This is a genomic window from Peribacillus deserti (assembly GCF_002863585.1).
Taxonomy (GTDB): domain Bacteria; phylum Bacillota; class Bacilli; order Bacillales; family DSM-1321; genus Paraperibacillus; species Paraperibacillus deserti_A.
In genome coordinates, this window is record NZ_PGUY01000032.1 from 14,552 (window position 1) to 28,502 (window position 13,951).

Here is a 13,951-nt window from a genome sequence, read left to right on the forward strand (position 1 = left end):
GATCCTTTCTTTTTAAGGCGCCTAAAGGTACAGGGTCAGAACGTAACTTCCTCTTTCCATTATTTTAAAGCTGCTGCTACCATGACAATCTCCGTATATTAAGCTATAATTAATGAATTGTTTTCACCCTTCCATTAATAGAAAGGTGCTTTTTTATGATTAGACTACATAACGTGAGTAAACATTTTTCTCAGTTTCAGGCTATTAAGTCTGTTTCTTTAACGATAAATAAAGGAGAGATACATGGCATTATTGGAGCCAGCGGTGCAGGTAAATCAACCTTGCTGAGATTAATGAATCTGTTGGAAATCCCAGATAGAGGTGAAGTGGAAGTAAATGGGAAGACATTAACCCATATGACCAGCAAAAATCTACGACAAGTACGAAAATCGATCGGGATGATTTTTCAGCATTTTAATCTAGTGGCAAATAAAACGGTATACGAGAATGTGGCTGTATCCTTAGAATTGGCCAATTTCCCTAAAAAAGAACGCAGGAGCAGAGTGCTTGAGTGTCTTCACTTTGTAGGGCTTGGTAGTTTCCTGGATAAATACCCTGCACAATTAAGCGGCGGACAAAAGCAGCGCGTTGCCATTGCAAGGGCATTGGCGAATAAACCGCAAGTTTTATTATGTGATGAGCCAACCTCAGCTCTTGATCCTAATACAACCGCTGACATATTAGGAGTTTTAGAAAATATTAATACACGTCTTGGTGTTACGATTGTCATTGTCAGTCATGAAATGGAAGTCATTAAGAGTATATGTAATCGTGTAACTATAATGGCAGATGGAGAAATCTATGACACAGTGTTAAGTAAACCAAAAGGTATTCAAAATACCGATAATAGTCCGGCATCCTTTGTAGAACAACTAACAAAGGATGGTGAACTTGATCATGCCTGAGATTTTAGCTCAATATGAAACTCAAATTTGGCAGTCTATCGGAGAAACCTTTGTAATGGTTGGTGTTTCTATTTTAGCTGCTGTTCTGGTTGGACTTCCGGCGGGCACACTGCTTTTCCTTTGCAGAAAGGGCCAGCTGCTTGAGAACACGGTCATTTTCTCGATATTAAATTTACTGGTCAATATTATTCGTTCTTTTCCTTTTCTATTATTAGTTGTATTTTTAATCCCATTTACAAGATTAGTTATTGGTACGGCCATTGGCACAGCGGCCGCGACCATTCCGTTATCGATCATCGCCATTGCACATTATTCGCGGTTAGTCGAGCAGTCCTTATTGGACGTGCCAAGAGGTGTGATAGAAGCAGCCGTTTCAATGGGTGCGTCTGTTAAGGAAGTCATATTTAAATTTATTTATGTTGAGGCTCGTTCCGGACTTGTTCTCGGCTTAACTACTTCAATTATCAGTTTTATTTCCTATTCTACGATCATGGGAGTGGTTGGCGGCGGCGGTATAGGCGATTTTGCCATAAGGTACGGGTATCAGCAGTTTAAAACAGAATTAATGATTTATGTTATTGTTATTATGGTCATACTGGTGCAGCTGGTTCAATTTATTGGGACGACTGTGTCAAGAATGATAGATAAAAGATAAATAATTGGAGGAACATCATGAAAAAACTATTCTTTCTCATTACGGCGCTTCTATTGCTAGTAACCGGCTGTGGTCAAGCTAATGAAGCGAATGATCATAAAAAGGGGCAGGAACAAAAGCAGGAAAAAGTAACCTTGAAGGTTGCGTCGTTAATACCGCCGATGACTGAGATCCTTGACCTTGTGAAACCAGAACTTGCAAAAGAAGGCATTAATCTCGAAATGGTTGTATTAGGTGATAATGTACAGCCTAACACTGCACTGGCGGCAGGAGAAGTAGATGCAAACTTCTTCCAGCATGTGCCTTATATGAAGGATTTCAATAGAAACAACGATGCAGACCTGGTACCGGTTCAACCCATTTACTTTGCGAACTATGGAGTATATTCCAAAAAATATAAAACAATGGATGAATTACCGGAGGGTGCAACCATTGCCATCGCGAATGACGTTTCCAATATTGATCGTTCATTGTCGTTATTAGCTCAACACGATGTCATTAAATTGAAAGAAAAAACGGATGTCTATTATACCAAAGCCGATATTTCTGACAATCCAAAAAACTATAAGTTTAAAGAAGTAGATCTATTAATGTTAGCGAGATTGTATGATGACGCAGATGCTGTATTAATGACACCGGCTTATGCGGCGCCGCTGGGATTGACACCAAAAAGTGATGCCCTCCTAACTGAAGGCGTGGAAAATGACTTTGCGATTACTCTGGTAGCACGTAAAGACAATGCAGACTCGGAACCTATTAAAAAGTTAGCCAAGGCTATGACGAGTCCGGAAGTCCGCAAGTTATTAGAAGAAAAATATGATGAAACTGCCATTCCGGCGTTCAAATAATATATATATGAAAGAGCTGTTCGAGTTGTATTTACAACAGAGAATGGCTCTTTCTTTTTGTAAATTGGGATATATGGTCAGGAGTATTTGTGGAAAAGTACAATCCCAACAAATTAACATTTAATATAGATGTATCACAAAGAAAAGCCCATTTGACAGTGTACACCATAGATTTACTTTATACTATTCGAAATCCAGCTAAAAGTTGAGTTAATGCATGGTTTTTATGTGTAATAAGGCCGATTTCAGGACTTCTCACTTTTTTAATAGTTTTAAATAGTATATAATTATCAGATAAATACTAGATATTTTAATCTATAAATAATTATAGTAGAATTTGAAATGGTAATGATTGAGACAAAAAAGGAGTGTTCCCAGGCAGATTCTGTATGCTTATTGAAACAATGAAGCGTTGCGCCGGGTCTTTTTTGCGATTAAAGGGGATAAGGAAGGGTATAATGAGCAGCTTACAGAAAAAAACAGACGTTATCTTAATTGGTGCAGGTATCATGAGTGCGACTTTGGGAGCTTTACTGAAAGAGTTGGCACCCCAATGGGAAATAAAAGTATTTGAGAAGCTCGCAAAGGCTGGAGAAGAAAGCTCTAATGAATGGAATAACGCAGGTACAGGCCATGCTGCACTGTGCGAGCTGAACTACACGTCCGAAAAATCCGACGGATCTATAGATATAAGCAAAGCTATATCCATTAATGAACAGTTTCAGCTATCCAAACAATTTTGGTCTTATCTTGTAAAAAGCAATCTAATTTCTAATCCACAAGACTTTATCATGCCGCTGCCACACATGAGTTTAGTAATGGGCGAAAATAATGTCACTTTTTTGAAAAAGCGATTTAAAGCGCTATCAAACAATCCCTTGTTTCAAGGAATGGAATTTTCCGATGACACTGAAAAGCTCAAAGAATGGATTCCGCTGATCATGGAAGGCCGTACATCAAATGAACCCATTGCGGCCACCAAAATCGATTCTGGGACGGATGTCAACTTTGGTGCATTGACACGCATGCTGTTTGATCATTTAAAGACTAAAAATGTCGAGATCAACTACAAGCATAGTGTTGCAGATATAAAACGTACCAGCGACGGCTCTTGGAAAGTAAAAGTGAACGATCTTGACAGTGGAAAGGTCGAATACCATACAGCAAAATTCGTATTTATCGGTGGTGGGGGCGGAAGTCTGCCTTTATTGCAAAAAACTGGCATTCCTGAGTCCAAACACATTGGCGGTTTCCCGGTAAGCGGACTATTTTTAGTATGCAACAATCCGGAAGTAGCAGCACTGCATCATGGGAAAGTATACGGGAAAGCCAAGGTCGGCGCACCTCCAATGTCTGTCCCGCATCTTGATACAAGATATATTGACAACAAAAAAACCTTGCTGTTTGGACCGTTTGCCGGTTTCTCGCCAAAGTTCTTAAAAACTGGATCCAATCTCGATTTGATAGGTTCCGTGAAACCGAATAATCTCTTCACTATGCTGGCTGCAGGAGTAAAAGAGATGGCATTGACAAAATACCTTATCCAGCAGGTCATGCTTTCGAATGAAAAGCGTATGGAAGAATTGCGGGAGTTTATTCCGAACGCCAAGAGCGAGGACTGGGATGTAGTAGTTGCGGGGCAGCGTGTGCAAGTGATTAAAGATACCGAGACCGGCGGTAAAGGGACCCTTCAATTCGGTACTGAGGTTATTACCGCAGATGATGGATCGATTGCTGCTTTGCTTGGTGCTTCCCCTGGTGCTTCCACTGCCGTTCACGTAATGCTTGAAGTATTGGAAAAATGCTTCCCGCAGCATATAAAAGAGTGGGAAATGAAAATAAAAGACATGATTCCTTCTTATGGAATTTCGCTGCAGGATAACCCTGATCTCTTCGAGGAAATTTCAAATACAGCAGCGCAGGCCCTTGGTTTAAGTGAAAAAGAAGTGGCATATAGCTAATACATGTACCTGCCATTCACTGGCAATGAAAACGCTTAAGTGATAAATCGTATCTGTGAAGACCATTTTTTCTATGATAAGCGGCCAGAAGTTTCGGAAACAACGATTGAAAGCATTGAATAATTGTTGAATACTGGTAAAGAAACAAGTGTAGCAGCTGACTATTTGCTTCATGGCTGCATGATCTGCAGGCAGATTAAAGGATAAACCTTCACAAAGTTAGAGTAAAAGCCGTCCCTTCCTATTTAAGGGGCCGGCTTTTTCATTTGATCTAACTGAAACCAATTATGGAGTGAGGTACATACGGTTCTTCAAGTGACTCGATTTCGTCAGGAGTTAACTTAATCGTAAGAGCACCTATCGCATCTTCGAGGTGAGATATTTTGGTAGCGCCGATAATAGGAGCTGTTACTGGTTCTTTCTGCAGCAGCCAGGCGAGTGCGATGTGAATTCGGGGGACGCCGCGTTTTTCTGCGATTGCTGCAACCTGTTCCACAACAAATCGATCTGCAGAAGCAGTTGCATCATATTTGGATTTTTGGATGTGATCAGTTTCTGAACGATGTGTGGTTTCTGTCCAATTACGGGTCAATCTTCCGGATGCAAGTGGACTATAAGGGATCACGCCGATTTTTTCTTCCCTGCAAAGGGGAAGCATTTCCCGCTCCTCTTCACGGTATATGAGGTTTAAATGATTCTGCATCGAAATAAAACGTGTCCACCCATTTTTCTCTGCTGTATGTAATGCCTTTTGGAACTGCCATGCGTACATGGCAGAAGCGCCTATGTACCTCGCTTTGCCTGCCTTCACAACATCATGCAATGCTTCCATCGTTTCCTCAATTGGAGTATCGTAATCCCACCGGTGGATCTGATAGAGATCTACATAATCGGTCCCAAATCTCATAAGGCTCTTATCGATTTCACTCAGGATTGCCTTACGGGAAAGACCAGAACCATTCGGACCTTCATGCATGCGGCCATGAATCTTTGTGGCAAGAACTATTTCATCACGATTGGCATAATCCTTCAGAGCTCGCCCGACAATTTCCTCACTTGTACCGTCTGAATACACATTCGCCGTATCGAAGAAGTTGATACCCAGGTCAAGGGCTTTTTTAATAATAGGTCGACTGTTCTCTTCATTTAGTACCCATTGATGAATCCAGCGCTCTGCAGCACCAAAACTCATACAGCCTAAACAAAGCCGGGATACATCCAAGCCGGTATTACCAAGTTTCACATAGTCCATATGATTATTCCTCACTTTCTTTTTTGAACGGATTACATTTCAGCTGATGCTTATACTCTTTATTATGAAGCAAATGAAAAGGCAGCCGTTAACACATTCATATCAAATGATTGCCTGTTCCTCTCATATCTCCTTACGCAATCAACAATTTGGGAATATAATAGAATTAACGAAGATCAGGGAGATTAGGAGAATGATAGATGTCTGAGCGGATATACAAACAGCAGCAGGAACTTGCTGACCTCATTAAGCGTTATTCAGTACAGGACGGTGTTCACCAGACTCCGATTCCGTCTTTATGGCTGATCCGTGAATCGATTGTTTCCGAACCAATATCCAGAGTTAACGAACCATCTTTTTGCATTATCGTCCAAGGAGAGAAAGAGGTAATTCTAGGAAAGGAGGCCTTTCGGTACGGTCCTGCTAATTACATTGTTGCTTCCGTTGACTTGCCGGTTACCGGGCAAGTTGTCAAAGCCTCTTCTGATGCCCCGTATTTAGCTCTGAAGCTTGAATTTACTCCGAGTCTAATCTTGGAGGTATTAAGTGATTTAGAGATTCGCGTCAGCCCCCAAAAAAATGCGAAACGGGCTATGTATATTAGTAAAGCAGAACCGGCTCTGATGGATGCAGCAGTAAGATTAGCCGGTCTGCTGAACCATCCGGAACACATCACGGTACTTGCCCCTTTATTTATAAAAGAAATTATCTATTGGATTCTGAAAGGGCCGCATGGGGAGGCGCTGGAACAAATGGCATTAGAGGGCAGCAAGGCCTCTCGAATCAGGAATGTAATTGATCATATCATCAGTACCTATAATAGGCCTTTTCGAATTGAAGAGCTTGCGGAAATCGCGTATATGAGTGTGGCTTCACTTCATCGGCATTTTAAAGAGGTTACGGCAATGAGCCCCATTCAATTCCAAAAACAGCTGAGACTGCAGGAAGCAAGGCGCCTTTTATTATCTGAGTCAATCGACATAGCTGATGCCGCATTCCGGGTAGGATACGAAAGTCCCTCACAATTCAGCCGTGAATATTCCCGCCTGTTTGGTTTTCCGCCCCGTGAAGATATCAAACGAATGAGGAGACATACAATCAAATGATAAAGGGCTTGTATTACACTAGCCGGAAAGAGTGGTCGTGCAGGGGATACAATAAAAGGCTGTTTTCGCAAACTTTGTTGTTATTGGACAAGGCGCTTGATTTCCACTACAGGATGCTCGCTTTCCGCGGGGCGGGCGGTGAGCCTCCTCGTCTTCGCCTGCGGGGTCTCACCTGTCCCGCTGCTCCCGCAGGAGTCTCGCACCTTACGCTCCAATCAACCTGTTTAACAATTGGTAAATTTACAGAACTTATTTAAAAACAACAATCTTCTAGAAAAGAGCCTTTTAAAAAAAGAGCAAGAAAAGATTTGGGATTTTTCCTTCTCTTTATTTCTTTATCACTTCCATTATTTATCCGCGGCTTCCTTTGGACCATACTGTTAACAATCATTGGTTATGTTTGCACCCTATCATTTGTCCTTTTTCCACTAGTTTTAATAGTCTAAAACCGTTTTTTCTTATAGATAAGTAGATACTATTTATCGTAAAAACTGAAAGCTGACTTATATTTCCCAGGCAGCTTTCAGTTTTTTTATGCCTTCTTGTATGTTGTCTTCTGAGACCCCCGCGAATCCAATTAAGACTGTGGTTGTCGGAGGTTGATTTTTTTTATAAAAATGAGAGGCAGGATAAATGACGACGCCATGCTCCAATGCCTTCTCAATTAGCTCTTCTTCAGTAAAAGCTGAGTAAACGTCAAGCAAGATATGCAGTCCAGATTTTCCTCCCCGAATCTTCACTTGTCTTGCGAATTCCCTTTGTAAAGTCTCTAATAAAATGGTTCTTTTTTTTTGGTAAAGCTTTCTCATTCTATTAATGTGTTTTAGCCATTCGCCGTTTTTTATAAATTCAGCAAGCGTCAGCTGATTATGACTGGACACTGTTTGCTTATACAAGGAAGTGATTTCACGCCCTTTTTCTAAAAGAGATGATGGAAGAATCATATAGCTGATGCGCAGGGAGGGGAGAAGAGATTTAGAGAAAGTGCCCATATAAATGACCCGGTTATGCTGGTCAAGCCCTTGCAAAGAGGGAATCGGCTGTCCGCTGTATCTATATTCGCCGTCATAATCGTCCTCAATGATAAATGATTGAGTTTCTGCAGCCCATGTAAGCAGCTGCATTCTTCTGTTAATGGTCATAATTGTTCCGAGTGGAAATTGATGAGAGGGCGTTACATACACAAGGCTAGGTCGCAATTCTCGGATTTCCTGCATACAGATTCCTTCATCATCTACAGAAATAGGAAGGATCTTCATATGGTTGATTTCAAAAATCCTTCTTGATCTTAGTGAACCGGGATCTTCAAAGCCTATGGACATGTCTTGGCCGAAGACTTGGCACAAGATTTGGATAAGAACAGGGTTTCCAGCCCCTAAGATGATCTGTTCAGGATGAGAATGGACGCCGCGCGATTGATACAGGTGTTCTGCAATGAGTGTTCTTAGCTCAAGTTCTCCTAATATATTTCCTGGCCGATAAAGCTGCTGGCCATATTGATCTAAACTGCTTACCATGCTTTTTCGCCAAGCGGAGAATGGGAAGGAGTCAGAATCCACATTGCCATAATGAAAATCAATCGAGTGTTCATTCTCTTTTGTTTTTGGGTTTATAGAGGTGGTATCTGGCCTTTTAACATGGATATAATCAGAATCATTATAATCAGCAAACCATCCGCTTCTCGGCTTGCTCACAATGTAACCTTCAGCAGCAAGCTGCTCATAAGCCCGTTCTACAGTCGTTTGGCTAATGGAAAGCTGAGTGGCGAGCAGCCTTTTTGAAGGGAGTTTCATTCCTTTTTGAATACGGCCCTCATGCATCTCATTTTTGAAGAGCTGATAGAGCTGTTGATAAAGTGGAATATCTAGATCTCGATTTAAAAAAAACGTGATATCCATTTATGTGATTACTCCTAACTGGCATGCTTTTATTTAAGGAAACTGGCCGTTTATGAAAGGTCAATGTTAGCGTATATTCATTGTAATCCATTATAAAAAGGTTAAAAAGACAAATTTAAAAGGCTGTTTTCGCAAACTTTGTTGTTATTGAACAAGGGGTTGATTGGAACGTGAGAATGCTCGCTTTCCGCGGGGCGGACGCTGAGCCTCCTCGGCTTCGCCTGTGGGGTCTCACCTGTCCCGCTGCTCCCGCAGGAGTCTCGCACCTTACGTTCCAATCAACCTGTTTAACAATTTGTTCACAGAACTTATTAAAAAAACAACAATCTTTTAGAAAAGAGCCATTTAAAAAGATGATTTAGTCATTTAGTCGTTTAATCAAAAGAAACATGAGTTGGAGTGATGGTAATGAAGAAAGTAACAAATGGCTGGATAAATGGTTTTGTTGGCGTACTGATCTTTAGCGGCTCGCTGCCGGCGACACGCTTGGCTGTAGGGGATTTTGATCCGATATTCCTCACCGTCTGCCGTGCTGCGATAGCTGGCGTATTGGCTGGCGCTCTCCTTCTCATCTTCCGGCAGCAGCGTCCAGTCAAAAGTGATATCATTCCTCTATTGGTGGTTGCGTTTGGCGTGGTGGCTGGTTTCCCGCTGCTGACTGCCTTGGCCCTGCAATACGTCACATCTGTGCATGCCATTATCTTCATCGGGCTGCTTCCGCTCTCGACGGCGATCTTTGGAGTGCTGCGGGGTGGTGAACGACCCAGGCCAGCCTTCTGGATTTTTTCTGCTGCTGGCAGCTTCCTGGTCGCGGGGTTTGCCCTCATCCAAGACGGGGAATCATCACCGATCGGAGACGCATTCATGCTGGCTTCCATCATCGTATGCGGTCTCGGGTATGCAGAAGGAGCCCGGCTATCACGAAAGCTGGGGAATTGGCAGGTGATCTCTTGGGCCCTTGTTCTATCGCTTCCTCTCATGCTGCCACTCTCGTTCTATTTTACGCCGGATTCGTGGGCGGACGTCGGTGAGCCTGCTCTCTTCAGCCTGGCTTATGTGTCTGTATTCAGCATGCTCATTGGCTTCGTGTTCTGGTATCGCGGTCTCGCCCAGGGCGGTATAGCGGCGGTTGGCCAGCTGCAGCTTCTTCAGCCTTTTTTTGGTCTTCTGCTTGCTTCCATGATTCTGAATGAGAAAGTTAGTCTGGCACTGGTAGCAGTGAATATTGCCGTTGTACTATGTGTGGCAGCCGCCCGGCGATTCGCAAGGTAACACTGAGCCCATTTTAAAAAGGAAAGAACAGAATCAGTACCATGCTCCGGCTTATTTGACATTTTGCAGCGGGCTTAAAGGATTAATCTTATAGATTCAAAGAAATAATAACGAAACACTTAAAAAAAGAGGGAGGAACCCAATTTATTCCCTTTCTTTTGCAATTTTTTTGGGCGCGGTATTTCATATGGTCGTAGATTACCTATTTCATTTCTTTGAGGGAATAGACACTCCAGGAAAATTCGGGTCCACTACACACATGTTTTTTAGAACTTAAAGATGGGTAAAATAGCCATCTTTTTGAAGGTGAAAACACGAATGGTTTACTGCTTTTCCTGTTGAATAGGTGGCTGACAGGCGAATAGATCAGGCTCGTCATGGAGGGTGAAATGGTGAAACTATATATAGCCCTGGAGCATCTACACGCGTTGGGACCTTTAGTGATGAGTTTTTACCTAGCATATCAGTCTAATAAAAAAGGAAATCTCCTTTATTTCGCGAAAATAAATAGTAATGAAAAAAAGAGGCAGCTCAGGCTATATTTTTATGTGGAACAGGGGCAGTTCTTAATAGTGGTAGTTAATCTGTTCGAAGCTGGATCTTACTTTTCTAAACTGTTTCTTCATGGAGGGAGAATAGTATGGCAGACCAAGAACTGTTAAGCCGCAAGTGGGAGAATTTTGTCAAAACTGGGGAATTAGATCCTGAAATTGACCCTATCATAAGAAATTCCTGGATTCGTTCTAAAAAGTACGAGGTGGATCCTTTTCAGACGAGGGGGAAGGGAAAGCTGCTTCTGCAGGATCTAGAGCCATTATTACAAAGGAAAAAAGAACTTATACAAATATCATTCCCGCTGATGAACATGCTTTACTCGCTTGTAAAAGGATCGGGATTTCTTGTTGTTCTGTGTGATGAAAACGGTTACTTACTCAAGGTTATGGGAGATGAACAGCCACTCAAGGATGCACAATTAATCCAATTTGTGGAGGGAGCGAATTGGAGTGAAGAGGTTATTGGTACAAATGCAATTGGCACAGCCATTAAAGAAGGCATTCCGATTCAGGTATTTTCCTATGAGCATTTCACAAAGGCCACCCAAGCCTGGACATGCTCGGCATCGCCAATTTACACCGCAAGCAATGAACTGATTGGAGTCTTAAATATGTCCGGACCGTTTGATAAAGTTCATCCGCATACGTTAGGAATGGTTGTGTCAACGGTAAAAGCGATTGAGAATCAGCTGCAGTTAAAGGAAAATACAGAAAAAAATGAACTTATGAAAAGCTACCTGGAGGAAACAACGAACACATTGAGTGATGGAATCATCATCACCAACGAACAAGGAATCATAATTAAAACGAATAGGATGCTGCAGAGCATTCTTCAAATGCTGCCGACTGAAATTGAAGGTAAAAACATTATGCATATTTTTGAAAATAGAACCATTGAAACCTTCCGTTTGACGAACCAGGAGGTGATAGATAAAGAGGTCAAACTGCGGATTCGCAATAATGGAGTCCATACATCCGTATTATTAAATGCAAAACCGATTCTAAGAGAACGGAAAATAATTGGCTCACTTGTTACAGTGAAAGGTATCAAAAAAGTTCATCAATTTGTTAACCAAGTATCGGGAAATCAGGCCAAGGTCACTTTTGAAGATATGATTGGCGAAAACGAAATATTTCTAAATAGGATTCACGAAGCAAAACTTGCCGCAAAGTCCGAATCAACGGTCCTGATTATGGGTGATAGCGGAACAGGCAAGGATTTATTGGCTCAAGCGATACATAATGACAGCAGCCGAAGGAGACATCCGTTTCTTGCGATTAATTGCGGGGGCATTCCGAGAGATTTATTAGGAAGTGAACTATTCGGATATGTTGAAGGCGCATTTACGGGAGCAAGAAAAGGTGGAACGGCCGGAAAGTTTGAACTTGCTGACGGGGGTACATTGTTTCTGGATGAAGTTGGGGAGATGTCTCTAGAAATGCAGGTACTTTTGCTTCGAGTTCTGCAAAATCGTGAAGTTGTTCGAATAGGCGGAAACAAGGTAGTACCTGTTAATGTTAGGATCATAGCCGCAACGAACAAAAATTTAAAACAAGAAATACAAAAGGGCAATTTTCGAGAGGATTTGTATTTTCGATTACATGTTATGCCTATTTATCTGCCAAGCTTACATCAACGGAAAAGTGATATACCTTTGTTAGCTGAATATTTCTCCAAACAGATTGCTCACAGAATGCAAAAAAGGGTTCCCCAAATAACAAACGAAGTGATGGAATTATTGAACATGTATAGGTGGCCTGGAAATATTAGAGAGCTTCAAAATGTTATGGAACGGGCTATTGTTAAATCAATGAATCAAGAATTAACACTTGAATTGTTTCCTGAAGAAATGACCATTAGTCATGGAAATGACCATTATCATCATGAATTGTTACCCAAAAAAGATGAAATTAAAAAGCAGGCACTAATGGAATCCATCAAAATATATAACGGAAATTTTAGCAAAGCAGCAGAATATTTAGGTATATCAAGAAGTACGTTGTATCGGCAAATGGAACGTTATCATATTAGGTAAAAACGGCCTTCTTTTCGGTCATCCTTGCCGGTTTCATGTTGAATCCCTCAGAGCTTTAAGGTTGTGGGCTAAAACTGTCCCATTATGAAACACTGTCCCATTTTAAATGGTACATAGTGTCTTATAATGGGACAGTTTCATTTAACAAAGCGGGAAATGACAGCGTTTTCATATTGGCACGATCCTTGCATTTAAAAAAGAGGAAAGAAACTTTTGATGCAGAAGGAGGAATTTTAGTGTCTATAACAAGTGAAAAGGTGAAGATACCTGTTGACAAGGTTAAGTGGATGTACGAAACCATGGTAAAAAGCCGTTATTACGAAGACACCATGGTAGAGGCATACAGTGAAGGCAAAAAGCCTGTTTTTAATATTGGGGCAGGTCCAGTTCCGGGAGAAATGCATCTAAGTACGGGACAAGAGCCTGCAGCGGTTGGCATTTGTGCACATCTTACAAAAAATGATACCGTCACTTCCCCACATCGTCCTCATCATCATGCCATAGCGAAAGGCGTAGACTTAAAAAAAATGACAGCTGAAATGTATGGAAAGGTTACAGGACTTGGAAAAGGAAAAGGGGGGCACATGCATTTATTTGATCCAGAGGTTAAATTTTCTTGCGGCGGAATAATTGCAGCGGGCATTCCACACGCAGTTGGGGCAGCACTTGCTGCAAAGAAAAAAGGCAAGGACTGGGTTGCCGTTGCCTTTATAGGAGAAGGAGCAGCTAATGCAGGCGGCTTTCATGAATCATTAAACCTGGCTGCAGTTTGGAAATTGCCATTGATCGTGGTTGTAGAAGATAATGCTTACGGCATATCTGTATCTAAACGGAATTCCACTGCTGTCGAGTCTAATGACAAACGCGCTGCTGCATATGGAATTGCTGGAGCATACGTTCGAAATAATGACCCCATTGAAATGTACCGCGTATCTGAAGCAGCAGTTAAAAGGGCTAGAAGCGGCCAAGGACCATCGATTATTGAAATCGAAACGCATCGTCATTTAGGTCATTTTCAGGGGGACCCTGAGCTGTATCGCGATACGGAAGAGGTACCGAATCTCCGCAAAATCGACCCAATCCTAAAAGTAAGAGAATTATTGCAGCTTGAAGGAATAGCAACAGCCAAAGAACTTGAGGACTTAGAAGAAAAGGTGAAAAAAGAAGTAGACGAGGCTTTTGCATATGCAAGAGATAGTGAGTATCCAAAACCAGAGGATGCCTTAAACGACGTTTATTAATTTTGGATCTTTTTTTTACTTCGCTCTTTTAATTATAAAAGGCTCTTTTCTATTTGTTTGTTTTTTATAAGTTCTGTGAACCTGCCTAATTGTTAAACAGGTTGATTGGAACGTAAGGTGCGAGACTCCTGCGGGAGCAGCGGGACAGGTGAGACCCCACAGGCGAAGCCGAGGAGGCTCAGCGCCCGCCCCTAAGGTCCGCGAGCATCCTGTAGTGGAAATC

General features: G+C 41.8%; 10 protein-coding genes. 8 read left to right on the forward strand and 2 right to left on the reverse strand.

What is annotated here, in order from left to right; translation table 11 throughout:
* Positions 1–155 precede the first annotated feature (155 nt).
* From CUU66_RS10740 to CUU66_RS10755, 4 genes are all read left to right on the forward strand, one after another.
* On the forward strand, positions 156–905 hold the full coding sequence (locus CUU66_RS10740) for a methionine ABC transporter ATP-binding protein (protein ID WP_101641949.1): 750 nt from the start codon (positions 156–158) through the stop codon (positions 903–905).
* Complete coding sequence (locus tag CUU66_RS10745) at positions 898–1,560, forward strand: methionine ABC transporter permease (protein WP_101641976.1); 663 nt, start codon at positions 898–900, stop codon at positions 1,558–1,560. The genes CUU66_RS10740 and CUU66_RS10745 overlap by 8 nt, the downstream gene beginning before the upstream one ends.
* 17 nt (positions 1,561–1,577) lie before the next feature.
* Complete coding sequence (locus tag CUU66_RS10750) at positions 1,578–2,408, forward strand: MetQ/NlpA family ABC transporter substrate-binding protein (RefSeq protein ID WP_101641952.1); 831 nt, start codon at positions 1,578–1,580, stop codon at positions 2,406–2,408.
* 458 nt (positions 2,409–2,866) lie between these two features.
* The gene (locus tag CUU66_RS10755; protein ID WP_101641955.1) at positions 2,867–4,369 is read left to right on the forward strand and encodes a malate:quinone oxidoreductase; all 1,503 of its coding nucleotides are present in this window, start codon (positions 2,867–2,869) and stop codon (positions 4,367–4,369) included.
* A gap of 271 nt (positions 4,370–4,640) precedes the next feature.
* Here the strand turns inward: CUU66_RS10755 and CUU66_RS10760 are convergent, their stop codons facing one another.
* Positions 4,641–5,621, reverse strand: a complete 981-nt coding sequence (locus CUU66_RS10760) for an aldo/keto reductase (protein WP_101641958.1) — start codon at positions 5,619–5,621, stop codon at positions 4,641–4,643.
* Between the two features lie 200 nt (positions 5,622–5,821).
* Between CUU66_RS10760 and CUU66_RS10765 the strand changes: the two genes are divergently transcribed.
* Positions 5,822–6,727 carry an AraC family transcriptional regulator gene (locus CUU66_RS10765; protein ID WP_101641960.1) on the forward strand — a complete coding sequence of 302 codons (906 nt, stop codon included), beginning with the start codon at positions 5,822–5,824 and terminating at the stop codon, positions 6,725–6,727.
* Between the two features lie 503 nt (positions 6,728–7,230).
* On the opposite strand, the gene pdxR is transcribed toward CUU66_RS10765, so the two are convergent.
* Positions 7,231–8,625, reverse strand: coding sequence for a MocR-like pyridoxine biosynthesis transcription factor PdxR (gene pdxR / locus CUU66_RS10770; RefSeq protein ID WP_101641962.1), 1,395 nt, complete (start codon positions 8,623–8,625; stop codon positions 7,231–7,233).
* Between the two features lie 408 nt (positions 8,626–9,033).
* Between pdxR and CUU66_RS10775 the strand changes: the two genes are divergently transcribed.
* From CUU66_RS10775 to CUU66_RS10790, 3 genes are all read left to right on the forward strand, one after another.
* Positions 9,034–9,897 (forward strand): DMT family transporter, encoded by an 864-nt coding sequence (locus CUU66_RS10775; protein ID WP_101641964.1) that lies wholly within the window; start codon positions 9,034–9,036, stop codon positions 9,895–9,897.
* Positions 9,898–10,537: 640 nt separating this feature from the next.
* Positions 10,538–12,487, forward strand: a complete 1,950-nt coding sequence (locus CUU66_RS10785) for a sigma-54-dependent Fis family transcriptional regulator (RefSeq protein WP_101641969.1) — start codon at positions 10,538–10,540, stop codon at positions 12,485–12,487.
* Positions 12,488–12,774: 287 nt separating this feature from the next.
* Entirely contained in the window at positions 12,775–13,728 is a 954-nt protein-coding gene (locus CUU66_RS10790) for a thiamine pyrophosphate-dependent dehydrogenase E1 component subunit alpha (protein WP_374702990.1), read from the forward strand.
* Positions 13,729–13,951: the final 223 nt, after the last annotated feature.

Excerpts from the sequence above, each read along its gene's own strand:
- CUU66_RS10740 (WP_101641949.1), top strand. The coding sequence starts at position 156 with ATGATTAGACTACATAACGTGAGTAAACATTTTTCTCAGTTTCAGGCT.
- CUU66_RS10745 (WP_101641976.1), top strand. The coding sequence starts at position 898 with ATGCCTGAGATTTTAGCTCAATATGAAACTCAAATTTGGCAGTCTATC.
- CUU66_RS10750 (WP_101641952.1), top strand. The coding sequence starts at position 1,578 with ATGAAAAAACTATTCTTTCTCATTACGGCGCTTCTATTGCTAGTAACC.
- CUU66_RS10755 (WP_101641955.1), top strand. The coding sequence starts at position 2,867 with ATGAGCAGCTTACAGAAAAAAACAGACGTTATCTTAATTGGTGCAGGT.
- CUU66_RS10760 (WP_101641958.1), bottom strand. The coding sequence starts at position 5,621 with ATGGACTATGTGAAACTTGGTAATACCGGCTTGGATGTATCCCGGCTT.
- CUU66_RS10765 (WP_101641960.1), top strand. The coding sequence starts at position 5,822 with ATGTCTGAGCGGATATACAAACAGCAGCAGGAACTTGCTGACCTCATT.
- pdxR (WP_101641962.1), bottom strand. The coding sequence starts at position 8,625 with ATGGATATCACGTTTTTTTTAAATCGAGATCTAGATATTCCACTTTAT.
- CUU66_RS10775 (WP_101641964.1), top strand. The coding sequence starts at position 9,034 with ATGAAGAAAGTAACAAATGGCTGGATAAATGGTTTTGTTGGCGTACTG.
- CUU66_RS10785 (WP_101641969.1), top strand. The coding sequence starts at position 10,538 with ATGGCAGACCAAGAACTGTTAAGCCGCAAGTGGGAGAATTTTGTCAAA.
- CUU66_RS10790 (WP_374702990.1), top strand. The coding sequence starts at position 12,775 with ATGTACGAAACCATGGTAAAAAGCCGTTATTACGAAGACACCATGGTA.